General features: G+C 36.7%; 23 protein-coding genes and 1 pseudogene. 18 read left to right on the top strand and 6 right to left on the bottom strand.

Going from position 1 to position 25,062, the window contains the following annotated elements; genetic code table 11:
* Positions 1-78 precede the first annotated feature (78 nt).
* A complete protein-coding gene (gene hsdR / locus H6G06_RS08300; RefSeq protein ID WP_190558943.1) occupies positions 79-2,760 on the top strand; it encodes a type I restriction-modification system endonuclease in 2,682 nt (893 codons plus the stop codon).
* Between the two features lie 645 nt (positions 2,761-3,405).
* Here hsdR and H6G06_RS08305 read toward each other — a convergent pair.
* The gene (locus H6G06_RS08305) at positions 3,406-4,482 is read right to left on the bottom strand and encodes a PIN/TRAM domain-containing protein (protein WP_190558945.1); all 1,077 of its coding nucleotides are present in this window, start codon (positions 4,480-4,482) and stop codon (positions 3,406-3,408) included.
* A 264-nt stretch (positions 4,483-4,746) separates the two neighbouring features.
* On the opposite strand from H6G06_RS08305, the gene hemW reads away from it, so the two are divergent.
* The 15 genes from hemW to lepB all read left to right on the top strand — a co-directional run bounded on the left by hemW (position 4,747) and on the right by lepB (position 18,493).
* Complete coding sequence (hemW, locus tag H6G06_RS08310; protein WP_190558947.1) at positions 4,747-5,949, top strand: radical SAM family heme chaperone HemW; 1,203 nt, start codon at positions 4,747-4,749, stop codon at positions 5,947-5,949.
* 240 nt (positions 5,950-6,189) lie between these two features.
* Entirely contained in the window at positions 6,190-6,726 is a 537-nt protein-coding gene (locus H6G06_RS08315; RefSeq protein WP_190558949.1) for a type IV pilin-like G/H family protein, read from the top strand.
* Positions 6,727-6,750: 24 nt separating this feature from the next.
* Entirely contained in the window at positions 6,751-7,311 is a 561-nt protein-coding gene (locus H6G06_RS08320) for a type IV pilin-like G/H family protein (RefSeq protein WP_190558951.1), read from the top strand.
* A gap of 11 nt (positions 7,312-7,322) precedes the next feature.
* Entirely contained in the window at positions 7,323-7,862 is a 540-nt protein-coding gene (locus H6G06_RS08325; RefSeq protein ID WP_190558953.1) for a type IV pilin-like G/H family protein, read from the top strand.
* Positions 7,863-7,910: 48 nt separating this feature from the next.
* Positions 7,911-8,480, top strand: coding sequence for a type IV pilin-like G/H family protein (locus H6G06_RS08330; protein ID WP_190558955.1), 570 nt, complete (start codon positions 7,911-7,913; stop codon positions 8,478-8,480).
* A gap of 28 nt (positions 8,481-8,508) precedes the next feature.
* On the top strand, positions 8,509-9,066 hold the full coding sequence (locus H6G06_RS08335; protein WP_190558957.1) for a type IV pilin-like G/H family protein: 558 nt from the start codon (positions 8,509-8,511) through the stop codon (positions 9,064-9,066).
* A 44-nt stretch (positions 9,067-9,110) separates the two neighbouring features.
* Positions 9,111-9,605 (top strand): type IV pilin-like G/H family protein, encoded by a 495-nt coding sequence (locus tag H6G06_RS08340; RefSeq protein WP_190558959.1) that lies wholly within the window; start codon positions 9,111-9,113, stop codon positions 9,603-9,605.
* A 114-nt stretch (positions 9,606-9,719) separates the two neighbouring features.
* Positions 9,720-10,250, top strand: a complete 531-nt coding sequence (locus H6G06_RS08345) for a rhodanese-like domain-containing protein (RefSeq protein ID WP_190558961.1) — start codon at positions 9,720-9,722, stop codon at positions 10,248-10,250.
* Between the two features lie 14 nt (positions 10,251-10,264).
* Positions 10,265-11,020: a sterol desaturase family protein gene (locus H6G06_RS08350; RefSeq protein WP_190558963.1), complete on the top strand. Its 756-nt coding sequence runs from the start codon at positions 10,265-10,267 to the stop codon at positions 11,018-11,020.
* A 239-nt stretch (positions 11,021-11,259) separates the two neighbouring features.
* The gene (locus tag H6G06_RS08355; protein WP_190558965.1) at positions 11,260-13,476 is read left to right on the top strand and encodes an Hsp70 family protein; all 2,217 of its coding nucleotides are present in this window, start codon (positions 11,260-11,262) and stop codon (positions 13,474-13,476) included.
* The gene (locus tag H6G06_RS08360) at positions 13,473-13,955 is read left to right on the top strand and encodes a LysM peptidoglycan-binding domain-containing protein (protein ID WP_190558967.1); all 483 of its coding nucleotides are present in this window, start codon (positions 13,473-13,475) and stop codon (positions 13,953-13,955) included. The genes H6G06_RS08355 and H6G06_RS08360 overlap by 4 nt, the downstream gene beginning before the upstream one ends.
* The gene (locus H6G06_RS08365) at positions 13,952-16,378 is read left to right on the top strand and encodes a peptidase M, neutral zinc metallopeptidase site (protein WP_190558969.1); all 2,427 of its coding nucleotides are present in this window, start codon (positions 13,952-13,954) and stop codon (positions 16,376-16,378) included. Before H6G06_RS08360 ends, H6G06_RS08365 begins: the two co-directional genes overlap by 4 nt.
* Before the next feature lie 156 nt (positions 16,379-16,534).
* Positions 16,535-17,149: a molecular chaperone DnaJ gene (locus H6G06_RS08370; protein ID WP_190558971.1), complete on the top strand. Its 615-nt coding sequence runs from the start codon at positions 16,535-16,537 to the stop codon at positions 17,147-17,149.
* On the top strand, positions 17,142-17,651 hold the full coding sequence (locus tag H6G06_RS08375) for a nucleotide exchange factor GrpE (protein ID WP_190558973.1): 510 nt from the start codon (positions 17,142-17,144) through the stop codon (positions 17,649-17,651). The genes H6G06_RS08370 and H6G06_RS08375 overlap by 8 nt, the downstream gene beginning before the upstream one ends.
* A 269-nt stretch (positions 17,652-17,920) precedes the next feature.
* The gene (gene lepB / locus H6G06_RS08380) at positions 17,921-18,493 is read left to right on the top strand and encodes a signal peptidase I (protein WP_190558975.1); all 573 of its coding nucleotides are present in this window, start codon (positions 17,921-17,923) and stop codon (positions 18,491-18,493) included.
* 272 nt (positions 18,494-18,765) lie between these two features.
* Here lepB and H6G06_RS08385 read toward each other — a convergent pair whose 3' ends face one another.
* Complete coding sequence (locus H6G06_RS08385; RefSeq protein ID WP_190558977.1) at positions 18,766-19,296, bottom strand: ComEA family DNA-binding protein; 531 nt, start codon at positions 19,294-19,296, stop codon at positions 18,766-18,768.
* Positions 19,297-19,309: 13 nt separating this feature from the next.
* Entirely contained in the window at positions 19,310-19,684 is a 375-nt protein-coding gene (locus tag H6G06_RS08390) for an NINE protein (protein ID WP_190559154.1), read from the bottom strand.
* Between the two features lie 322 nt (positions 19,685-20,006).
* Here H6G06_RS08390 and H6G06_RS08395 point away from each other — a divergent pair, with 322 nt between their 5' ends.
* Positions 20,007-20,939: a J domain-containing protein gene (locus H6G06_RS08395; protein WP_190558979.1), complete on the top strand. Its 933-nt coding sequence runs from the start codon at positions 20,007-20,009 to the stop codon at positions 20,937-20,939.
* Positions 20,940-21,387: 448 nt separating this feature from the next.
* Positions 21,388-22,143: a TspO/MBR family protein gene (locus H6G06_RS08400; protein WP_190558981.1), complete on the top strand. Its 756-nt coding sequence runs from the start codon at positions 21,388-21,390 to the stop codon at positions 22,141-22,143.
* A 97-nt stretch (positions 22,144-22,240) separates the two neighbouring features.
* On the opposite strand, the pseudogene H6G06_RS08405 reads toward H6G06_RS08400, so the two are convergent.
* From H6G06_RS08405 to yhdJ, 3 genes and pseudogenes are all read right to left on the bottom strand, one after another.
* Positions 22,241-22,516 (bottom strand): annotated as a pseudogene (locus H6G06_RS08405) (hypothetical protein).
* 182 nt (positions 22,517-22,698) lie between these two features.
* The gene (locus H6G06_RS08410; RefSeq protein WP_190558983.1) at positions 22,699-23,835 is read right to left on the bottom strand and encodes a restriction endonuclease; all 1,137 of its coding nucleotides are present in this window, start codon (positions 23,833-23,835) and stop codon (positions 22,699-22,701) included.
* On the bottom strand, positions 23,816-24,709 hold the full coding sequence (yhdJ, locus tag H6G06_RS08415; RefSeq protein WP_190558985.1) for an adenine-specific DNA-methyltransferase: 894 nt from the start codon (positions 24,707-24,709) through the stop codon (positions 23,816-23,818). Before yhdJ ends, H6G06_RS08410 begins: the two co-directional genes overlap by 20 nt.
* Between the last annotated feature and the right edge of the window lie 353 nt (positions 24,710-25,062).

Here is a 25,062-nt window from a genome sequence, read left to right on the forward strand (position 1 = left end):
CTTATCAATTTGGCATTAATTGACTAAAGACTACCATAAAAGCTAAAATTACTTACAGCCTAAGTAATAAAAAAACTCGTGACAGCATCGCCAAACTTCGCATTTCTAGCAGTTCATGACCCCCAACTGGCTAGACTAGGTGAATTAGCAGAACGTTATTTTACTGATGACCCCAACACGTGTTTAATAAAATTGCGACAGTTTGGCGAACTTTTAGCGCAAATTATTGCTGCTAATTTGGGTCTATATATAGATGACGAACGACAAATAGACTTACTGCGACGGTTGCGAGATAGGGGTATTTTGCAAGGTAAAGTTTTTGAATTGTTTGATAAATTGCGGTTAGCTGGAAATGATGCAACTCACGCATTAATAAATGACCAACGTACAGCTTTGAGTCATCTTAAATATGCTTATCATTTGGGTATTTGGTTTCATCGAGTCAGGACTAAAAATAAAGACTTTCATCCTGGTGTTTTTGTCCCACCTCCAGACCCAAAAGTTGAAACTCAAGCTTTGAAAACCGAACTAGCGAAGTTGCGGGAAGAATTAGCAGCAACTCGAACAGCGGCAGAAATGGCACAAATAACCGCAGAACAAGCAGCACAGGGGCGGCAACTTGCAGGGAAAGCAGAGGAAGCACAAGCCCAAAAAGCAGCATTAGAGAGGCTATTAGAGAGGCAAGTTAAAGCTGTTAACCAGTCTGCACAAACTATTCAAGCTACTATTCAACAAGCACAACAAGCCGCTGAAAAAATTGATTTAGATGAACGAGAAACGCGACGTTTGATAGATAGTCAGTTGCGAAATGCTGGTTGGGAGGTGGACTCAGAACAACTGACTTATCACAATGGAACTCGTCCCCAAAAAGGTAAAAATTTAGCTATTTCTGAATGGCCAACGATAGATGGTAGGGCGGACTATGCTTTATTTATTGGACTGCAAATAGTTGCAGTTGTTGAAGCTAAACGCCAGAGTCAAGATGTTTATAGTGCAGTTGACCAAGCAAAACGTTATAGTCGGAGTTATAAAATTCAAAGTGATGAAGTTTTAGCAGGTAATTGGGGTGAGTATAAAGTCCCGTTTGTGTTTGCAACTAATGGGCGAGATTTTTTACAACAACTGCGAACTAAAAGCGGAATTTGGTTTTGTGATTTACGTCGTCCTGATAATTTGCGTCGTCCTTTAAATACTTGGTTAAGTCCTGCGGGTTTAATTGATATTTTCAACCTAGATATAGATGCAGCAAATCAGAAATTAGCAACATCAGGATTTAACTATAACTTAAAATTGCGTGATTATCAAATTCAAGCTATTCAAGCCGTTGAATCTCGTTTATTATCAGCAGATGTCCGAGAAATATTAATTGCAATGGCGACGGGAACAGGGAAAACTAAAACCTGTATTGCTTTGGTTTATCGACTTTTGAAAACTAAACGTTTTCGTCGGGTTTTGTTTTTAGTAGACCGCACTGCTTTGGGAGAACAAACGACAAATGCTTTCAAAGAGTCTCGGATGGAGAATTTACAAACATTTGCCGATATTTTTGATATTAAAGAATTAGGAGATTCGACCCCGGATAGGGATACTAAAGTTCAAATTGCTACGGTGCAAGCTTTTGTGAAACGTATCCTTTATCCTGGTGATAATACATCAATTCCCACCGCAGATCAATATGATTGTATTATTGTCGATGAATGTCATCGCGGCTATTTATTAGACCGAGAATTAAGTGATTCGGAATTGACCTTTAGAGACTATAATGATTATATCTCAAAATATCGCCGTGTTTTGGATCATTTTGATGCGGTGAAAATCGGTTTAACTGCAACTCCGGCTTTACATACAACGGAGATTTTCGGACAACCAGTATATACTTATGGTTATCGAGAAGCAGTAATTGATGGTTGGTTAATAGACCATGAACCGCCCCATTCTATTATTACAGCTTTAGCAGAAGATGGAATTGTTTGGAATGCTGGGGAAGAGATAGAATATTTTGACCCGAAAACCGGAACAGTAGATTTAACAAACGCACCCGATGAGGTGAAAATTGAGATAGAACAGTTTAACCGTCAAGTTATCACTGAAGATTTTAACCGGGTGGTGTGTGAATATTTAGCGGAGAATATCGATCCTTATTTAGATGCAAAAACTTTGATTTTCTGTGTGAAAGATGATCATGCGGATATGGTTGTTGATAAACTTAAACAAGCTTTTGCTGAAAAATATGATAGTATTGATGATGATGCGATTATCAAAATTACTGGAAAATCTGATAAACCATTAGAACTAATTCGCAAATTCAGAAACGAAGTAAACCCAAAAATTGCGGTAACTGTAGATTTATTAACAACGGGAATTGATGTTCCCAAAATTTCTAATTTAGTCTTTATTCGTCGGGTTAATTCTCGTATTTTATACGAACAAATGTTAGGAAGGGCTACCCGACGTTGTGATGAAATTGAAAAAGAAGTATTTCAAATATTTGATGCGGTGAATTTGTATGCAGCTATAGCGCCAGTTTCAACGATGAAACCTGTAGTTGTTTCACCGAATATCACTTTTAAACAATTATTCAATGAGTTGGAAACAGTGACAGATGAAACAGCAACTAAAACTATTGTTGAACAACTATTAGCCAAACTGAACAAGCAAAAACCCAACTTGAACAACTCAACCAAGCAATATTATCAAAAGCATTTAAAGGAGAACTCGTACCCCAGAACCCCAACGACGAACCCGCAGCAGTGCTATTAGAACGCATCAGAGAAAATAACGCAAAAACCGTAAATCAAAAAACAGCAACCCGAAAAAAAACAACCAAACAAAAAAACGCAGACTCATTACAACTCAACTTACCAGGAGTACAGATATAAGAAGTTATTTCAAAAGTTTTTGCTTGTAGTATAGCGTTTCCTAGTCTGGTGAAGTACAAAATCATCTGCGTTTAATTATTACAGCTTGTACCTCATTTGAATGGTAATTGCTATATCACACTGATCCCCCCAACCCCCCTTAGAGGTTGTTTGAAAAGTATTAGATGAAACCAATAATCTTCAGCAACCTAACCCCCCTTCCCCCCTTCCCTACGAGGGAATGGGGGTTTCAAAGCCTCTCCCCGCGTCGGGGAGAGGTTTGGAGAGGGGTTTATTTATACATTCAAAACTTTTAAAACATCTTCTTAAAAAGGGGGGCTAAATTCCTCAAATTACCCCTTTTTAAGAGTGATTTAGGGGGAACTATAAGTATTGTCATTGTCAAAACAAGAGGTGCTAAATTCCTCAAAGTCCCCCTTTTGAAGGGGGATTTAGGGGGATCTAAAAGTCTTGTAAAAACAACAAAATCCCCGACTTCATCAATAAATCAGGGATTTGGAAACAGCTATTTTTCCCACCATTGACCTTATGCTAATGCGGAAGCTTGAGGTTTAGCAAAAATCATTCTACCTGCTGAGGTTTGTAAAGCACTGGTGACGATGACCCGCAATTCAGCACCAACAAAACCGCTACCTTCCTCAACAACAACCATAGTTCCATCATCAAGATAACCAATACCTTGAGTTGGTTCTTTACCTTCCTTGAGAATTTTTAAATCAATATTATCCCCAGGTAAATAACTAGGACGAACCGCATTTACCAAATCATTGACATTCAAAACCGGCACTTTCTGCACACTAGCAACTTTGGATAAATTGTAGTCATTAGTTAACAGCGTACCATTAATTTCTTGGGCAAACTTTACCAATTTCGCATCAACTGTGGTAATATCTTCGTAGTCTGCTGGATTAATTAAAATCCGTTCCGGGTAAGTTTCCTTAATGCGGTTGAGAATTTCTAAACCGCGTCTTCCCCTAACTCGCTTGATATCCTTACTCGCGTCTGCTACCTGTTGGAGTTCCTGTAAAACAAACTGCGGGACAAGTATTACTCCTTCGAGAAATCCAGTTTCTAGCAGTGCTTCAATGCGACCATCAATAATGCAGCTGGTGTCTAAAACTTTGGTGTTAGCAGGTTTGAGAGTTCCTTCCACTACCAAAGTTTCCACAGTGTTGGGGTTAATTAACCGTAATAAACCCCGTCCGTGAGTATCGGCCAAATTCATGCCGGTCACGGAAAGTATGATACTACCGACAACTGCCACTAGAGGTTTAATAAAGCTGAAATCTGGGGGAATGGGTAGTAAAAATAGCGGGGCTAACATTAAATTGGCGAGTAATAGCCCAATTACTAAGCCAATAGCACGAGTTAAAATGACTTCTAGAGGCATTTCTTTAACTTGTGCTTCTAAGCGGCGGTAGGTGGTTTGAAAGCTTAAACCAATTGCACCACCGATGATCGCAGCAAAGACAGCAACGACTAACCGCAATGCGTCTAGGTTGGTGACACCGTTGAGACTTCCGGGGGGGAGTAAATCGGTGCTAAAGTAACCTATTCCCGATGCTGCCAAAATAAATGAGAGGATGATAATGAAATCAAGCATGATAGTGTTGTTTTCCTACAACTGTGTTTACCCAGTAAAGTAAGGTATTTTTTCTTTCAACGGTTAGATTGATTCATAAATATAGACTTACGCTAAGGGTTTCGGCAGTTAAGACAATATATGCAAACATTATAACCAAAGTGTTTTCCCCGCCAAATTATTCTTATTTTTGTTATCAAAAGATCAAAACTTGTAAAGAATCTACGCATTTTAATTATTTCTAATTGTTCATGAAACATGAAATTAATTTAATTCTTGGTCAAAATGAGTAACCACCATATTGCTATTCAAGTTCCCAGTGCTGCTTATGTGCATATTCCCTTTTGTCGGCGGCGTTGTTTTTATTGTGATTTTCCTGTGTTTGTGGTGGGCGATGCCTACGGCGAGCCAAGCTACCGCTTGCGGGGTGGAACTTCTGGTACGATTTCCCAATATGTTGAGGCACTTTGTCACGAAATCAGCATTTCACCAGCATTTAGTCAACCCCTAAAAACCATTTTCTTTGGTGGTGGTACACCTTCGCTGCTATCTACAGAACAGTTGCAATGTTTATTAACATCTCTAGAGAGGCGTTTTGGCATTGCTAAGGGGGCAGAAATTTCAATGGAAATGGACCCCGGTACATTTGACTTGGCACATATCGCAGGTTATCGCAGTGCAGGTGTGAACCGGGTGAGTTTGGGTGTACAAGCTTTTCAAGATGAATTACTAAAAATTGCCGGGCGATCGCACTCAGTTGAAGATATTTTTGCAGCTATTGATTTAATTCACCAAGTCGAGATACCCGAATTTAGCTTAGACCTAATTTCCGGGTTGCCACATCAGTCTTTAGATCAGTGGCAAGATTCCCTAACTAAAGCGGTAGAAATAGCCCCCACTCATATCTCTATTTATGATTTAACCATAGAACCAGGTACAGCTTTTGGTCGTTATTACAAACCAGGAGATAATCCCCTACCGACAGATGAAACCACTGTCAAAATGTACCGACTAGGGCAAAAAGTCTTAACTCGTGCAGGTTATGAACATTATGAAATTTCCAACTATGCCAAAAGCGGACATCAGTGTAGACATAATCGAGTTTATTGGCAAAATCTATCTTATTACGGTTTCGGTATGGGTGCGGCCAGTTATGTGCAAGGTAAACGCTTTACCCGTCCCCGGAAAACTCACGAATATTACGAATGGTTGGAAAATGGCGCAATGATTGATTGTGAAATCACACCCTTGGAAGAAGAATTGTTAGAAACTTTAATGTTGGGGTTGCGTTTAGCTGAAGGTTTGAGTTTAACGGTGTTATCCCAGAAGTTTGGATCAGCAAAGGTAGAGGAAATTCAACAATGTTTGCACCCTTATTTTCATCAAGGTTGGGTGGAAGTTGGGGGGGGAAGGTTGCGTTTAACTGATCCCGATGGGTTTTTGTTTTCTAATGTGGTGTTGGCAGATTTATTTGAGAAGTTGGGATAGATCCCCCACTTGTCCAAGAATCTCGAAGAAATTGGGGATCTATATAAGAGGATGTCGAAAATCTTGTGGGGTGGGCATACTTCGACAAGCTCAGTACAAGTCTTGCCCGCCAATAGTGTACCTCATTACACCGGAAAGTGCTGTAATACTTTTAAAACAACCTCTAAGAGAACTTTCCGAAAATCTTGCAAGCCGTGTTGTAGAAGAAAGAAAACTCTGTTTGCATAGCCAAGAAAATATATGCAATTATCTTACAAGGTTAAGTTGTATCAACATCTGCTACAACAACGTCATCATCACGGTTGGACAGGACTGCTAGTATTATTTTTTGTCGGTGTTCTTTGCCTAATTGCATTCAATCTTCCCTATCTGTTAGATAGTAGCAGCAAAGCTAGAACAGCAGAAGGAAAAGTTTATGTTAGTTCCTTGAACAAAGCGCAAACTTACTTTTATGATGATCATGGTAAATTTGCCCAATCTATCTCACCATTAGAAACAGGTATTCCAGAAAAAACTCAAGTATATACATACTCTATCAAAGCAACGCAAAAAGCAAGCTTTCAGTATGCGATCGCTAACCCTAGAGGTTGGTTTGATAAACCACCAGTAACCAGTTTTGTAGGTGCTGTTTTTTTAGTTAAATCTGGGAATAATCAAGAAATACAAAGCATATCTATTTTATGTCGAAATAACATTAAGGGTCATATTCAACCACCAGATCCAGTTTATAAAAATGGTGTTGCTAGTTGTCCTTCTGCAACTAGAATTATTCAGTAATATTCACTCACATTTATAATTTATATGAATAAAAAACTAACTATTTTTTTCAACAATCTACTTATCAAAAATAAAAATCAAGGCTGGACTTACTGGGACACTATAGGTTTAGTATTCATATTGATTTTATCAACTTTGGTATGTGGAATGCCTACTTTATTTGCAAAAATAAATCCAAAAAATGATGTAAAAAAATTTATCTTACAAATTAATACAAAACAGATAGAATACTTTACTTATCAAAGTAAATTTGCCGAATCATTAAATCAACTGCAAATAAATTTACCTACCAGCAAAAAAACCAATAATTATACATTCTCTATCAAAAAAAATACAAATTATGCTTTCAGTTATGCGATACCGCATGAAACCAAAGAAGGTTCATTAAATAACAATCATCCAAATATACATAGTTATGTAGGTGGTGTATTTTTAATACCCAAATCAACCACTAACAAAGCCACAAGCATAGCAATTATATGTAAAAATATTGCCCCTGGAAACATAAAACCCAAAGATCCAATTTTTCAACAGGGAATAATAAGTTGTGGTGCAGGTACAACAGAACTAGGAAAATATCTCTAGGGTAAAAAATTATGAACAATCAATTATTTAATTATCTGGTGCTAAAAAATAAAAATCAGGGAATTACTTTAGTAGAAATACTCGTTATTATCACCATTATTGGCATTTTATCAGCAATAGCAATACCATCTTTTATTTGCAGAAGTCCAAGGGCTATAGTATCAGAAGCAAAAAGCTATTTAAGTGCAATGAACCGCGCTCAACAATCATACTTTATAGAATCTGATGGTAAGTTTTCTAACTCATGGAGTAAATTAGGTGTTGGGATTCCAGAGAAAACAACAAATTACAGTTATTATACGAAAGTAACAACAAATGCTGTGTTTAATTATGGCATAGCCAGAAGAGAATATGTAGAGGATGGTTGGTTTAATAAAAAACCATTAAAGAGTGTTATTGGGGGTGTGTTTGTCATTTCTAATGCCAAAAAATCAGAAAAAACAACTTTATCAGTTGTATGTGTAAGTGAAAAAATCGGTATGATTATTCCTCCTCAACCCATTTTAAAAAATGGCGTTCCTACCTGTGCTATCGGGACTACTATTAAATAAATCTACCAACAAATAGCAAAAATTATGAAATTACAATATTCAAATAATATGATACAACATTACATCTTCAAGAACAACGATCAAGGAATGACTGCGTTAGAACTGATATTAGTTTTAATAGTAATTACCATTTTGGCTGCTATGGCATTACCATCATTTATTGTCCAAACTAGCCCAGGAGTAAAATTATTAGAAGGTAAAATATATGTTAATTCTATCAATCGTGGACAAGAAGCATACTTTTTTGAAAAGAAAAAATTTTCCGCCTCAGTAGAAGAACTGGGTTTAGGTATTGCGACTCAGACTGATAAATATAACTATTCAATTAAATTAGCTAAAGATTCTGCATATCATTATGGAATTGCTAGAACGGAAACTTTTAAAAGTTATATTGGTGGTGTATTTATTCTCCCTGATGCGAAAGATTTAAATACCAAAATTGTCACAACTACAGGAATTATTACTATCTCCCCAAACCCCATTTTGGAAAAACCAGAAATTAAAACTATCTCAATTTTATGTGTCAAGGATCAACCGGGTAATTTTATTCCCTCTCAACCAAGTTTTAAAAATGGTATTGCTACCTGTGGTGCAGGAACGACACAAGTTAAAAGATAAATCCACCTAACATAATAGTAAGAGAATTATGAAAGTACAATATTCGACCAAATTAATCCCACATCTCATCAAAAAGAATCATGATCATGGGTTTACGATAATTGAACTCTTGGTAGTAATGATTGTTATTGGAATTTTATCTGCTATAGCCTTACCATCTTTTGTAAATTGTGCGAATAAATCCAAAACATCAGAAGTAAAGACTTATGTCGGTTCTATGAACCGTGGACAACAAGCTTATTTTTTGGAATCAGAAGACAGTAAATTTTCTAATTCTGTAAATCAATTAGGTATTGGTATTAGGGAAGAAACCAATTATTATCGTTATTCTACAAAAGCTTCTACAAATACTGCGTTTAGTTATGGAATTGCCAAAATAGAATATATAGAGAATAATTGGTTTGATAAAAAGCCTGTAAAAAGTGTTGTTGGTGGTGTGTTTGTTGTTCCTGCTTCCCAACAAGAAGAAATTACCACAGTATCAATTTTATGTATTAACGATAAACCTGGTAATATTATTCCCCCGCAACCTATTTTAAAAAATGGTGTTCCTACCTGTGCTATGGGAACTATGGAAGTTAAGTAAAGTTATCTTGTAAAATTATCTTGTAAAATCAAACAACAACAACTATGAAAATAAAATATTCAACAAAATTAATTCAATATCTAATTCAAAGCCTAATAGTCATGATTGTTATTAGTGTTTTATCTATGATAGCGTTACAATATACTGTAAGTCAGGGTCGTACAAGACTAGCAATATCCTTCATGGCAAAATATCATGTTTATGTTATCAACCGTATTCAAGAAGAATATTTTTTAAAGCACAAAAAATTTGCTAATTCCATAGAAGAATTAAAAAGTGGGATACAATTTGAGAATCCTGATTATGACTATTCAACTACAGCTACAAATGGTGTATCTTATAGTTATGGAATTACAAAGAAACAAGATAGTAGAAGTTTTATTGGGGCAGTTTTTAAGATTCCTGCTGCTAATAAATCAGAAATTACAACCATTGCCATTTTATGTAAGAACGAACAATCTGGTAATATTATTCCCCCACAATCTATTTTAAAAAAAGGTTTTCCTATATGTCGCGCAGGAACTACAGAAGTTAAGTAAATTGCTAATAAGATACGCCAGATTGCAGATCAATGATGTACAAAATCTAAATTGAAAATTATACACAAATCCAGTTTTACTCCTGACTCCTGAATTCTACTGTAAATTAATGATATGTTGAAAACTAACAAACCGATATTGAATTTAAAATTAATCCCTCGCTTATTGCTATGGTTAGGAATTACAAATGGTATCTTGATGGCTGTTGTTATCTACAATCCTCATCTACTTAAACCGTTGATTCAAGCTGGTATTCCCTTAACAAACTTGTGTGGGATACCCGTTTTAGGTGATGCAGTTCGGGCTGCTAATACACCACAAATTACTGTCCAAGAACTGAGGCAATTAATAGATAATAAAGACCCTAAGTTGCTATTGATTGATGTTCGTAGTCTTGAAGAATATGAATATACCCACATACCAGGAGCAATATTTGTACCGCTAACAGAGATTGAACAGGGTAGGGGAATTAATAAAATTCAAGCACTGATAACAGGAAATAGATTAATTACTTATTGTGCTGTTGGTAAAAGGTCTAACAAAGCTCTAGAATTGTTAAAAAAGGCAGGAATTGAAGGTACAAATGTTAAGGGTGGGATTCATGAATGGAGAGAAAAAATTGATCCGTCAATGCCAGAAATATAAGGTTAAATATAAAAATGGAATATAAATCACTTGTTATTTTTTTCAGCATAGCTTTATTTGGGATATTAGAAACTGTTTTCCCATTTTTTCAATATCGACAAAGTGGGCTAAAAATATTTTCTACTAATTTGATTTTAGGTTTAATCAATGCTTTAGCGGTGAATTTGACTATAGCATGGTTTTTAAAATGGGTTTGGCAACAGAAGCTATGGCTAGGATTTTTTCATGACATAAATTTACCCTGGGTAAGCTTGATTTTATCTTTTCTCTTACTTGATTTATATATGTATGCTTGGCATCGATTTTTACATAATTGGCAGTTAGGCTGGCGCTTCCATTTGGTGCATCACACAGACTGTTGGATAAATATATCAACAGCATACCGCTTTCATACAATTGAAGTTATTGTATCTAATTTTCCAAAATTTCTTTTAATTTACATTTTTGGGATTCAAACCAGTTATTTATTAATTTATGAATCTCTATTTGCAATATCATTAGTATTTCATCATAGTAATTTGGCGTTGCCTTTAAAATGGGATAAATTTCTCAGCTATGTGATTGTCACACCAAATTACCATCGCGCCCATCATTCGCAACTTATCCAAGCTACTAATAGTAATTATTCCAGTCTTTTGACTATATGGGATATGCTTTTCCAAACTCGTTATTATCCGCGATTTCCAGGAGCTATACAACTGGGATTACCACAAGAAAATAGAGATTTTAATTTTATTAATTTATGGAAATTGCCATTTGTCAAGAGATAGACCTCCGAATTCTTTAAGAAGTTGGAAACCTGGGTAATTCTGAAAATTGCAAGTATAATTTTAGGAAGATTAAATTTTGTAACTACTTACGTAATTTCCGTAAATTTTCGGTAGTATATTCTCAAGTGATATGTATTAATCATAATTGGTAATTAGCTCCTCCTCTCAAATTTCGGGTTATCAAGTGGCAGTCTACCTAAATCGTCAAAAAATTTACATCACAGGTTAAAATTTCAGCAATGGTCAAGGCAATTGGTATTGATTTAGGAACGACTAACTCGGTCGCTGCTTTTAAATTGGTAGAAGTAGAAGTAGTGACAGCCAACGATAATACGCCCCCAGAACGGAAACTCACTCGTTCTGTGGTTGCTGAAGACCAAGGTAAATTTTTGGTAGGAGATCAAGCTTACAACCAGCTACGCCATGACCCAGAAAATGTAATTATTTCCATCAAACGCCTGATGGGTAGGGGTTTTGGTGACTCAGCGGTGCAGAAACAAAAATCGGAATTTGGTTATAAAATTGCCCAACCGACTCAGGGAACAAACAACAGTATTGCGGTGTGGGTAGGAGGTCAAGAATACCAACCAGAGGATATTTCGGCGGAAATTCTCAAAAAAGTGGTGCAGAATGCCCAGGCGTATTTTCAAGCGATTGGTAAGGCTGGGGAGATAATAGACCAAGCTGTAATTACCATTCCTGCCTATTTTAATGATAAACAACGCTACGCCACCCGCACTGCGGCGCTGAAAGCCGGAATTACACCCTTGGAACTGTTGCCAGAACCAACGGCCGCAGCTATATCCTACGGGTTTTCACCTAATAGCGACGATGTGAAGACGATTTTAGTCTATGACTTTGGCGGTGGCACTTTTGACGCTTCAGTAATTACCGCAGGTGGAACTTCATTTATTGAACAGGGGAAAGCGGGAGATTTGTGGCTGGGAGGGGATGACATCGACTCACGGCTGATTAAGTTTGTAAAAGAGCAAGTGGCACAGCAAGAAAAAATCAGTGATATTGAAGGCTTAATTGCCAAAATGCCCTATTATCAACGGGTGCGCTTTCATGCTGATTTGAAGATTGCGGTAGAAAGGGCAAAGGTTGAATTAAGTAGTTCTACAGTGGCGCGGATTATTCCTGTTACTCAATTACTAGATGAGTTGGGAATAGCTATTCCCATTGAGGTAGAAATCACCCGCGAACAATTTGAAGGGATGATTAATGATTTTGTAGAGCGATCGCTGCAAATTTGCCGCCAAGCTTTAGAATATGCTGAATATCAACCAGAAATGGTAGATGTGGTCCTGTTGGTGGGCGGTTCTTCCCAAATTCCTCTGGTACAAAGCAAACTTAAACAGGCTTTTGGTGCTAATAAAGTTGTGGTGCATCAGAGGCCGATGTATGCAGTGGCTGAAGGTGCAGCTATTGTGGCAGCTGGACAAACAGATAAAGTCACAACGGTATCCCGTGATTATTTTATTCAATTAGCTGATGGCAAATATAAAGTAATTAGCCAGGGTGATATTTTGCCAGTAACGACACCATTTTACACTTTTAAAACAGTGGCTGAAGGACAAAGGCTGATTCATTTTCAGTTCTTCAGTCCGGATAAAGTTAAAGAACAATTAGATGGTGTCAAAGATGATGAAAGAATTGGGGAAATGTGGTTAGGTTTAGATGAAAAGTATCCAGCGGGAACGGAAATTCAAGTGAATTTAGAGTTGGATGAACAAAACAACGATTTGCGAATGACAGCAACTTTGAAAAATGACCCTTATGTCAGGGTGAGTTGTATTTTTTCTCGTGGTCGTGCGGATGAGAAAATATATCAGGAATTAGAGGCAGCAATAGAAGAAATCAATCATCAAAATTTAACTGCATTTGGTGTGGAAGAAGCCCTCAAATTAGCAGTACCAGTTGTGCAGTCAGCCAACCAAATTATTAATCCTATCACAGGAGAAGAACGCAGCGATTTACGGGATATTGCTGGAGAAAACTTGAAAAAATTTCAAATCAATATGTCTTCAGAACGGCTAGAAGCTGAATCTTTAGTAACTGAATGCGATCGCATTCTGAAACTTTGTGATTTTATGCTTCTCAAGCCACAGCAAGAACGATTGCAAAATCTAAGTGAAGAATTGCAATCTGCGATTGACACTAATAACTTTTCTGGGATGCAGTATCATGCTGAAGAAGCTAGACGGGAACTGAATAAACTACCTGAAGAAGTACAGGTAATTCAAGCTTGTATTCTGGCAATTCAACAAGCCAGAGTAATAGCACCTACCGCAGCAAATGCGTTGTCTGATAAACTCTCTCGGCTGTTGATGGCAATAAAACATGGTGATATCAGTGAAGCCGAACGTTTGTTAATTGAACTGCAACCAGAGGTACAACATTGGCTCACTCAAAACTTACCCAGTAATAGTATTGTTACAGGACTAACACGATGAATATGAAACTTAACTGTCCTGTATGTGGATATAAAGAAATTGAGGGTAAAACTTGCCCTAATTGTGATACTGACCTTTCTCTGATTCGCACACTCCAAGAGTTAGCCCCGGTAGAAAAAACATCAATCCAAAAAAAAATTAGTAATTGGAGTTTGTTAGTAGCTTTGTTGATGCTAATTATCGGCATTGGCTTGGGAGCAGTAGGCAGTTTTATCCTCATCAAAGGTCAATATAATGCAGCTATTTATGCTCCTAATTCAACAATAGTTAATAGCACTGAAACAAATACCCAAGAGGCAAATATATATATTGTTCAACCGGGAGATAACTTGGGTTTAATTGCTGAAAAAATTTGCGGAAAGGCCAGTGCTTGGAGAAGCATAGCACAAGCTAATCCCCGCCTAGCAAATCGGCGAAACTACTTTATCGATGTGGGAGAAAAGTTAAAGGTTCCCAAGTGTCAGGAGAAGAATTTATGAGTATCCTTGATAGCCTAAAGGAAGCAAGTCAGAAAGCCGCACAACAAGCCCAAAAAAAGCAACTACGAGAAGCTGTCACCACTGCGGAAACGGCATTGAATCTTTGGGCAAAAAAAACCAGTCTTTGGGAACGTTTACTTGGTAAATTATTAATTGGTAATCTGGTAGACACGCTGGAACAACAACTAGTAGAATGGCGTAAAAAAGTTGCCCAAGCAGATAAACTTGCTGCTCAAGCCCAAGTAATTCTAAAAGATGATCCTGGTGATCCTTTAGAAACTCGATTTCTCACCAGTGCGATCGCTCTTTATCGTCTCCATACCCAAATCATCTCTGATGAGTCAATATCACAAGTAATTGAAGAATGCAAACAGGTCTTAAAACAGCGACAACAATTTCAATTATTATTAACACAGGCAAAATCCCAAGCCGAGAATCTTTTTTTTAAAAATGCGATCGCTATTTACAAATATGCGGAAACATTATACCCTACTGGAACTATAAAACAAGCTATTTCCGATGCTCAAACCCAAGTTTTCCAGGAAGAAATTTATAACTCTGCCCTCCAAAAAGCACAGCAAGCTGAATCTAAAGGTAAGTTACGGGTAGCGATCGCTCTCTTAGATTCTGCTTTGAGTAATTTTCCTCGCACTGACGGATTTGATTTACTCCAAAAACTCAAATCAAAAGTTAAAGCCCAAGAATTATTTTTTCAAGGTTTAGCAGCCGAAAAAGCTGGTGATTTCCCAGTAGCTCAATCTTTATATGAAAGTGCAAAATCCCTGTTACAAAATCCTACAGATTGCCAAATTCGCTTAGGTTTGGTAGCTATTAAAATGCAAGATTGGGCAAATGCACTATCTCATTTACAGAATTTATCAGGAGAACAAGCAGCTTATCTCCGGGGGTTTGCATTAGCTCAACAAGGAAATTTACAGTCAGCATATCGGGAATGGCAAGTAGTATCTGCCTTAGCTATCACTGAACAGCGAGAAATTCTTAAACGTATTTCTCAACATCAACGTTTACTATCTTTGCAAAATATTGAACAATTAGTGAATGCAAAAAATTTAGAACAAGCTCAAACAGCAAGTAGAAAATTTATTCAAAAATTTGGTGCTAATGCTTTGGTAGAAGGCAATCTGACGGAATATATTGAACCCAGTATAGAAGCCGCAGTTTGGGAAAATTCAGACTGGACAAATATTGCCAATCACACTAAAAATAGCTGGATTCTTAATCCTAACATGACCACATTACATAATTGGACAATAGCAACATATTATCATACTCAAAGTAATCCTGAGCAACTGTTTGATTTAATTATTGCTTTATCTACATCCTTAGCAAATTTAACCGCAGATTCTAGCCTGAAAGATGTTCCTTGGCTGGTAAATAAAGCTGTCGATTTTAATTCTGTATCTTTAGAATTAAAACGGCGTTTAGAAGCAGCAATTGAGAATATAAAAAATATCAATCTTGAAGATTATTTAAATTTGCGCGATCTCTATCGATGGGAATTAGTCTCTCTCAGGTTTATGGGAGAACCAGCCAACTCAGGAATGCAAATCAATGATGTATTTATCACTCCTGGTTGTTATCGTCAATTTCTTTCACAATGGCAAAATAATCTAGGAGATAAAATACATTCTAGTCAAAAAATCCTCAGTTCCCTTTATACTTCTTGGGGATTAGCTGTAGCCGCTTGTTTAGAAGGAGATAGCCCCAGAGCGATTCAAATAAAACCCGTAACCAACCCAACTCTTGAAATTGAAAAATTTGCTCAGAATTTTGTCGCTTATCATGAAGGTTGTTATCAGCTACAACAACAAGAATGGCGCAAAGCAATTATTACCTTGCAGTCAGCAAAGGCAGAAATTAAATATAATCAGAATTGGCAACAAGAAATTGACAGACTTTGTGGTTTGCAGCGTCAAGCCATATCAGAATTTAAAGAAAATTTAGAATTTGCTGAGTTTTGGTATGATATTGTAGATAGTAAATCGGCTAGAAGTTATTTTGCTGAGTACAAATCAGAAGACATCAGACAACAACTTCTTGATGAGCAAATTTCCTTAATCCAAGCTTTAGGAAAACTCCAAGAACTTAAAAATATTGATAGTAGTAATCCTATTGTCATTGATATGATAGAAAACGTTGAGCTTTCCCAGGAACTAAAAGAGATTAATCGGCTGTTCCAAACTCAAAAGTATGAGGAAATGCTTAGTAAAGCTAAACTTTCTACGCGTGATAGAATTCGCTATATTGTAGCTGATTTTTTTCTAGATATGTTAGTTAAGGGTATTAAAGAAGAGCGTTTGCATGACCCACAATTAATGTTACAACTAGGACGTTGGGCTTATGAAATCTGCCCTCATGAACCGGCATTTCAAGAAATTTACCGGAGTCTAAAATTATGTTGATATGGCAAACATTTTAACTTTTGGCTCATTATAGCGTTTCCCAGTCTAATGAAGTACACGCCAATTTGTTCCCTGTTCCCTGTTCCCTGTTCCCTGTTGCCTAAAACTAAACAACTTTGTACCTCACGAGCATGGTAACTGCTATATCTTTATATTATGGAAAAGAACCCTTACGATATTTTAGGTATATCTCAAGCGGCATCGAAAGCAGAGATTACCAAAGCTGTGGCTGTAGCTATGAAGTGCAAACAATACCCAGTAGATGTTATTGCTAAAGCGCAGAAAAGCTTAATGAAGTCAGATGAAAGGATTATTGCTGACTATTTGCGTCCGATATTGCCAACTATTAAGCAATTCAAGTATAGTGATTTATCAGCTTTGAGTGAACTAGCACCTACCCTAAGTTTATTATCAGAATTTGACGGCTTAGATGATGCGATGGCACAAGCTACCCAACAAGCAACGTTAGAACGAGTACCTTTACCCATCCCTTTATCACAATTATTTACCGAAGGGGTAACGGCTTGTAAAGAGGGACGTTATCCCAAAGCAATAAAATACCTAGAAGACTACTGCCACAGCTGTAAAGAACGCAATAGCCAAAATTATCTAAAAGCTACAATCTGTTTGATTAAAGCTTATCAAATGGGTGGACAATTACACAGAGCCATAGCCCTTTGTCAGTCCTTGATTAATCACAATCATCCCCAAGTCAACACTTGGGCTAAGAAAATCTTAGCAATATTATCTAAAGAGAATTCCCGTGTCTGACTTACCCCAAAACTATTTTATCAACCAAGAGTTACGCGATTTACTCATCCAAAAACTTGGTATTCTCGAAAAAGAAAATGTTGTCTTACAGCAATCTTTAAGAGAACAGGAAATTCAAAGCACAGCACAAACCGAAGATTTATTTTTAGAACTTTTGGAAGTAACTGATGCGCTAGAAGCCTTACTAGACTATCTGAAAAACAACCCTAACCCCAGCCCAGAATTTATAGAACGCTTACCTCGTTCTGTAGCCGCAGTGAATCGTAAATTTCTCAGCGTATTAGGAAAACGTCAAGTTATACCTATAGAATTGGTAAGTACAGAACCAGATTTTAACTTGTGTCGTGTAATTGATCGGGAAGAAAGAACTGATGTACCAGACCAAACAATTACTAAAGTAGTCCGTCGTGGTTTTCGGTGGGGGGAGAAAATTCTGCGTCCCACAGAAGTAATTACCGCTAAAGCAAAATCAACTTTAGATGGTAATATTGACGAAACGTAAGAATTCAGAAGTTAGGAGTCAGAATATTTGCCAGTCAAGAATTTCGCGAATATTATATTTTGTTTCAGTCATCACCCCAATAGCCTACCGGAAAGTTTATTATGAAGTCTGGATTCTCAATTCTGAATCCTTACGAAGAAACTATAAATTAATCTTTAGATTATTTGTATGTGTTAGTACAAAACCCAAATTACTAATAATTCTACCTTGGGAGAAATTGAGTCACAATAGTCAAGATAGTTCCAATTTTAAACTGGCTGAAAAATTGTATGAATCCTCACGAAAGTGATATTAAAGAAACTTCCACATCTTCAAAAACATGGCGTGGTTGGCAAGAAAATCTGACTTTAATAGCGATCGCACTGACTTTAGCATTGCTGATCAGAACATTTATCGCCGAACCTCGCTTGATACCATCAGAATCGATGTACCCTACCTTACACACAGGCGATCGCTTGGTAGTAGAAAAAGTCTCCTACCGTTTTCACCCTCCCAAAACTGGCGATATCGTCGTTTTTCAAACACCACCAGAATTACAACGTCGTGGATATGACAAAAATCAAGCCTTTATCAAGCGCGTTATTGGTCGGCCAGGTGAAGTAATTAGTGTAGCTAATGGTAAAGTTTACCTCAACGGCCAATCTATACAAGAAGACTACATCGCCGAACCACCAAATCAGCCATTTCCACCCGTAAAAATCCCAGAAGATGTATTTTTCGTGATGGGAGACAACCGCAACGATAGTAATGACTCCCGATACTGGGGCTTTTTACCCCGCAAAAATCTCATCGGTCATGCTACTTTTCGCTTCTGGCCTTTAGACCGTATTGGGTTAATTTAGTGATTGAGGACTGGGGACTGGGGATTGGGGACTGGGGACTAGGGATTGGGGATTGGGGATTGGGGATTGGGGATTGGGGACTGGGGAAGGGGAAGAAGCAGGGGAGCAGGGAACAGGGAGCAGGGGGAAGTTATTTGTATTTTTCCCAATTACCAATAGACCTCTCCGGAAATATGGTAGAGACGTTCCGCCGGAACGTCTCTACAAGGGTTTCAAACCACGCACATTTAATTACCGGAGATGTCTAATAACCAATTACCAATTACCAATTACTAAAACCGCAGATAATACATTAACTGAGCGATCGCCTCACCAGACAATCCCAGCCGTTGCTGAAATTCAACCAAGTTATGGTAAGAACCAGCAGTGAGGCGATTCTGCACCACTGCCTCGGCTAGAGATAAATCTATACAAGGAATTTTTGCCAGAGTCTCTACTGTCGCTGTATTTGGATTTACTTGCGTGGTATTAGCTAGAGATTCGTCATCATAGTAACTAAAATTTAGCAGTGACTTCAGTGGTTCCAATCGCTGTACAGGAACACTCAAAGCCGCTGCAATATCCTCGATACAGTAAAATTTAACACCTGAGCGTGATAGTTCGACTAGCGATCGCCCTTGGTGAATAGACAACCCCGGTAAACGCAGCCAATCATCCACAGTTGCTTGATTGGCATCAATACGCATACCCAGTTGTGTCGCCATCTGAATTTCTTCCCCAGATTGTAGACGATAGTAGGGATCATTTAGCAGCTTGGCTCGGAGTTTTTGCAATCTGAGATTTAAAGGTAGCCAGTTTGTCATGGTATTAATTACATCAAGAAATCTGGTCTAACATCTGACGGCGCTTTTGCTCAAATTCATACTCAGAAATTAAGCCATCTTGGCGCAGAGCATCTAACTCACGCAGGGCATTAGCTACAGATTCTACTTGATTACTTACCTGTGCTGAAACCTTCACTGTTGACTTACCAAAATTAAAGTTTCGGTCAAAAGCCTCTTCATCTTGCGCTAAATACCAAACCCCTTCTATAGCACTAGCTACTTTAGGAATTGGTGTCCAAGATAACAATACATACAAAATTCCCCATAATGGCTGTCCTAAGTAAAATTTATGTAATCCTGAAATTGTTAGTGTGCCAGAAAGGGCTAAAATAGCAGCAATGCTTCGACTTTTCCGTTTGGTTAACATCATCCTTCTAAATCTCCAAATACTACAATTCCCACAATCAAACAGCTATAATAGGAAATTACTTAGATCAATTCAGCATGGTAAAATATAGCTCCAAAAACACATATCTTAATCTATTGTATTAATCTATTGTATGAATTTAGCTCCTAGCGATCAGCCACCCTTGATCAGCTAGATAATTTCCCAAAACCTAACTAACTACAGATAGGATAATTTAACTCTTGTCTTGGTACTGCATTGATTCGGCTAAGTTAACGAAAAGAAAAAATCCGCATTTCACTTTGATGCTATCCTCAGGCTTTTATTGGCAAATAGTACAAATATGTCACAAAACTCCCTACCATCGGAAATACTTGATTTACTTGTTGACCCTTATGCTGTTTTGGGAGTTTCTGTGAATGCTGATGAGCGTCAGATTCTTAAACGCTATCATGCTCTAGCCAAGCTCCTCCATCCAGATAATTATATAAATATAGATAAGCCAGATAAAGAGTTAGCAGGAGTAATATTAACTCGTTTGATTAATCCAGCCTACCAGGAATTAAAGCAGGAGAAAAAACGAAACAACGTAGTAGGAATGCTCCGCTCAAAAGCATCAGGCTTGAATAATCAAGCAGTTTTGAGTCTTCAAAATGCCCTTAATCTGGATATCATGTCAATTTCTGCACAAGAAGCGGAGTTGTTTTATGAAAAAGCTACTGCTTCTTACGCATCAGCCCAATATAAGTCACTCACGCAATTTCATCATGTGACTAAACGGATGAGTAAACTCAATTTGCTTTACTTATCCTTGCAGAAAAATGATTTATTTGAAACACAAACATTGACAGATGAATCTACTTCCATTGTCCCTGTTCCAGAAGTTCCAGTAACTGAACTAAAATTATCTGAAGAAAACAATTCTCAATCTACGCTGATAAACTACGCTCAACGTCACTATGAGCGAGCCGTTCAGTATCACCAACAAGCGCAATGGGCATTAGCCGTAAAAGAACTGCGTGATGCCATCAAGCTAGAGCCAAATAACAGTGACCATTACGCTTTACTAGGAATTGTACATTTTCAACAGAACTTCCCCGGAATGGCTAAAGTTTATATCCGTCAAGCATTAAAACTGAACCCTAAGCACCCACTAGCTCTGAAATATGTGGAAAAACTGAAAATCCAACATAACGAAAATTCTCATCCTAAATCAATGGCAAAAGCTTTGGGTATTGCTGCTTTATTAGGTCGGTTTTTATCTGGTAAAGATTGAATCCATTGATGGAAAATTTAGGTATTCAGACGCAAGTTTATGTCTGACCAAAGAGTGACATCCCAAATATACCTCATTTAGATTAAATATGCTGGGAAGATTGACAATATTAGATTTATAATTGAGATGGAATAAATTTTCATATCTTCTAATGACATTACAAGAATGGCAAAAACAAGTATTGAAATTACCAATGAGTCAACGGTGGTAATGGATAGCAACTTTATTGCAATCAATACAACAAGAAACTCAATCAGTATCTATCATATAGGAATCCGATTTGATTACTGAAAATACCTGTGTAGGCAGGCAAGAGGCAAAAGGATTTTAGGAAATTAAGGTATACCGATTTTTGTATGGCTACGCCGCGTCAGCTATCAAAAATCACATAGGAGTCCTATATAATGACTTATGATTAGTAATTACAAACTACTGCAATCTCTTAATTATGAATCAGTCAAATGATAGTGGAATACTTGAACAGTTTGTCAACACAGTGATGGTGGTCAAAACGGGGAATCAACAACAGTCTCTAAGTACATCAATAGCTACTACACAAGAACTAGATATCAAGGCAGTTTTAGTTTATAAACTAGGGACTATTCTGCAAATAGGAGTGATGATTCTTGTGTTGCTAGGAATGGAAAAATTAGTAATGTTGATTGATAATAATTCTTCTTTTCCCAGTTGGTTCAGCACTTTAGTGACGGCATTATTTTTTGGTTTATTAAGTATTCGTTCCCGCATTTTTTCGCTTTTAGATAATACCCGTTCTCGAACAACTTATGATCAGGTAATTAGACCTAGATGGTCGCCACCACCTTTAGCATTTCCCATAGTTTGGATGATAATTGCCGTTTTGCGGGTTATTTCTTCTGTATTAGTGTGGCAAGAAATGAATCACCAATTTTTAGTGCTGCCTTTAATTCTATTTGTGGTACATCTGGCTTTAGGTGATACTTGGAATACAATTTTTACCGTAGAACGAAGATTAGGTGCTGCTGTTCCTGTGGTGATTTTAGGTCCTTGGTTATCGGCAATTATTGTCACAGTAATTTATTGGCAAACTGTTCCTTTAGCGGGAATGATTTTATCTTTTTCTTGTGTGTGGTTAACAGTAGCTTCTGTATTGGTGTTCAGAATTTGGCAGTTAAACGGATCTGAGCCATTGTATCCCTTGAAACTTGCATCTGTGGAGAAATAAATAATCAAAATTCACCTTAACAGGAAAGCAATAACCGCATTTAACATACATGAAAAACGGTAGGGAAGAATTAATTCTCTACCACTAATAATACCAGTTAACACCGATAATCACGCTCCATATCACCACAGAAAGAAACAGCAACTTTGTAGCCAATGCGAAGTCCATATAGTCTGGCTAATGGGTTTTTATTCCGTAAATAATGCGCTGATTCTATTCCTGTTTTATTAATAGCATATTCACCTGTTTCTATATCAATAATGAGCATTTTACCGATATTTTCTTAGGTTTCGATTTGTTGGCGAATGCTATTTTAATATAATTCTTTGGTACGTTTGGCAACTTCTTCTCTGCTGAGGAGAATGGGTTGCATTTTATTTCATCCTTTTGTTGTGATTATGTTTATTATATACGAATAATATTTGAATTAATAATGCGATCGCACCATCAGCTAACTAAAAGCGATACCTTCGGTAAGCTACCGCTAACGCACATCTTCACCATTAACTAGGAGCGATTCCTACGGAGTGCTTCGCTATCGCACTATCTCCACTATTAGCTAATTAAATCATCAGCTAATTCCTCTTCCATATTGAACTCAACTCGACTTTGCAAAACTATGTCTTCAATTACTTGAATACCCCTCTGAGATTCCAAGACTTTATTAAAACGAAGTATTAATTCGGGAATATTTATCACTTCTTCTACACATTCCATATATTTCTTAATAATAGCCTTGATTTGATATCTTGTCCGTGCTTGTTCCTCAATTTTATTGAGCAAATATTCAACTTCTTGCTCAGTTTTAATCACAAAAGTAACTGGATATTTTTGTACTTTATCAATATCTAAAAAGTATTTTCCAGCATCTATAGTTTCTGTTACTTGAAAAAACCGACCTAAAGGCTTCATCACAAAATCTATACCACCATCATTTGCATTTGTGCGTCCAGTTTTATATAAAATCAAATGCTCAATATTTAATTCATCCCGCGACCAACCCCAGTATATTTTTTGTTCAGCATAATACTGTTTTAAAATTGCATAACTAACAATCTCAAATACTCTAGCATCTATATTTGGCTTTAATAAACTTCTAATGAATTCAATCGCTGTTTCAGATGATTGATCTTGAATTTCTATCAGTTTCTGACAATAAATCATAAATTCATTGAATGAGTTCATTCTTGCTAGAATATAACCATCAATAATATCTCTAACAGATTCAGCAATATTGATGATTTGATTATCAATTTGAATTTTTAAAAGATTTTCATTAATCCAATATCTATTTGTTGCTGAATTTCTTATTATTGGTAAATAAGGTGATGTACGGAAATATCTTTTAAATTCTTCATTTAAACGATGATTCAAAGCATGATTTTGAAGTTTACTTCCAAAAGGTAGTTCTCTCTGTCTCATTAAAAGCGCAGTATATTGTGCGCCTTCATAATCTTCATATCCATTCTTAATATGAAATTCTTTTTGCAAATAATCTTCTATTAAAACATAGATAGCATAATGATTAGCAAAACTAGCTCTTGATTTTGATCCACGATTTGCAGCCTTGGTTTTAATATTGATATACTGTAATAATTGACTGTTACTCAGAATATTATCTCCATAATCAGGAAAATACTTATTAAGGATAGTTATTATTGTTTGCGTAAAATCATGCTGTGGTATTTGCATCAAAAATACTTCCTTGTATAAAATCCAAATCTATTTTTTTACCATTTTTATTGGTGATATTATGGTTTTTCTGAAGTGATGAAAGTTTTTCTCCTTTATATTCTTGTAATTCTAAAACTCGCCTTAAACCGATTTTTAGATATTCTTCTTGCATTTCAATACTGATAGATTTTCTGCCTAAACGTTTAGCAACCGCAGCAGTTGTAAAAGTTCCAGCAAAGGGATCAAGTATTAAACTTCCTTCATTACTACTTGCTAAAATAATTCTCTCTAGTAATGACTCTGGTTTTTGGGAAGGATGGTTTTCATATTCTTCCATGCGATATCTCACACGGGGAAAATACCAAGCATTACCGGGTACTTTTTCCGTATTGTAGGGAGTTGGGACAGATTTTCTGTAATCTATTAATTTACGTTGTGCGCCCGTTTTTGCTTCAACTTTGATATCATCAGCATTAAATATATAATTGTTTTTATCTTTCACACAATGAAGAATAGGTTCATACATTGAACCAAAGTATTTTGTGGCCTGTACTCCAGAACTATCATAATGCCATATTATGCGACTGAGAATAGTTAATTTTTTTCTCAAGTAAATGTCAAAATAAGGCATTGCTTGGGTACTTGTCATCACATAAATTGTGCCATTTGGTTTGACAATGCGAATACACTCATCAAGCCATTGATATGACCAATTTATATATTGTTCTTCCGATTCCCATTTATCATGGAAATTACCAAATTTCTTACCTATGTTATAGGGAGGATCAATAAAAATTAAGTCTACTGATTCTGAAGCAATATGATTTGATAAAATGCTAATAGCATCACCGTGAAAAATGGTGTGTTGTTTATTTTCATAGCGTTCAATCATTATTTTTAATGAGTAGACAAAATTTTGACTGAGTAGATAAGTATTATGTATATAAATTCTACACCTTTTTGAATCATAGTATCTGTTAATTTTTCATGAGCGATACCTCTGGTAAGCTATCTCTGTCCTTTTCTAAGCAACCGCACTTCTTCCACATTAACTAAGAGCGATTCCTACGGAGTGCTTCGCTATCGCACTACCTCCACCATTAACCAAAAAAGAGCGATCCCTTTGGTAAGGTACGCTAACGCAAAATCTCCACCAAGTAATTTATTATTTTGTTGCATAATAACAAGGAACTCGGAATTCATTATCTACATCTAATACAATAGATTCTCTTATTTGATTAAACA

The organism is Anabaena sphaerica FACHB-251, assembly GCF_014696825.1.
GTDB lineage: Bacteria > Cyanobacteriota > Cyanobacteriia > Cyanobacteriales > Nostocaceae > RDYJ01.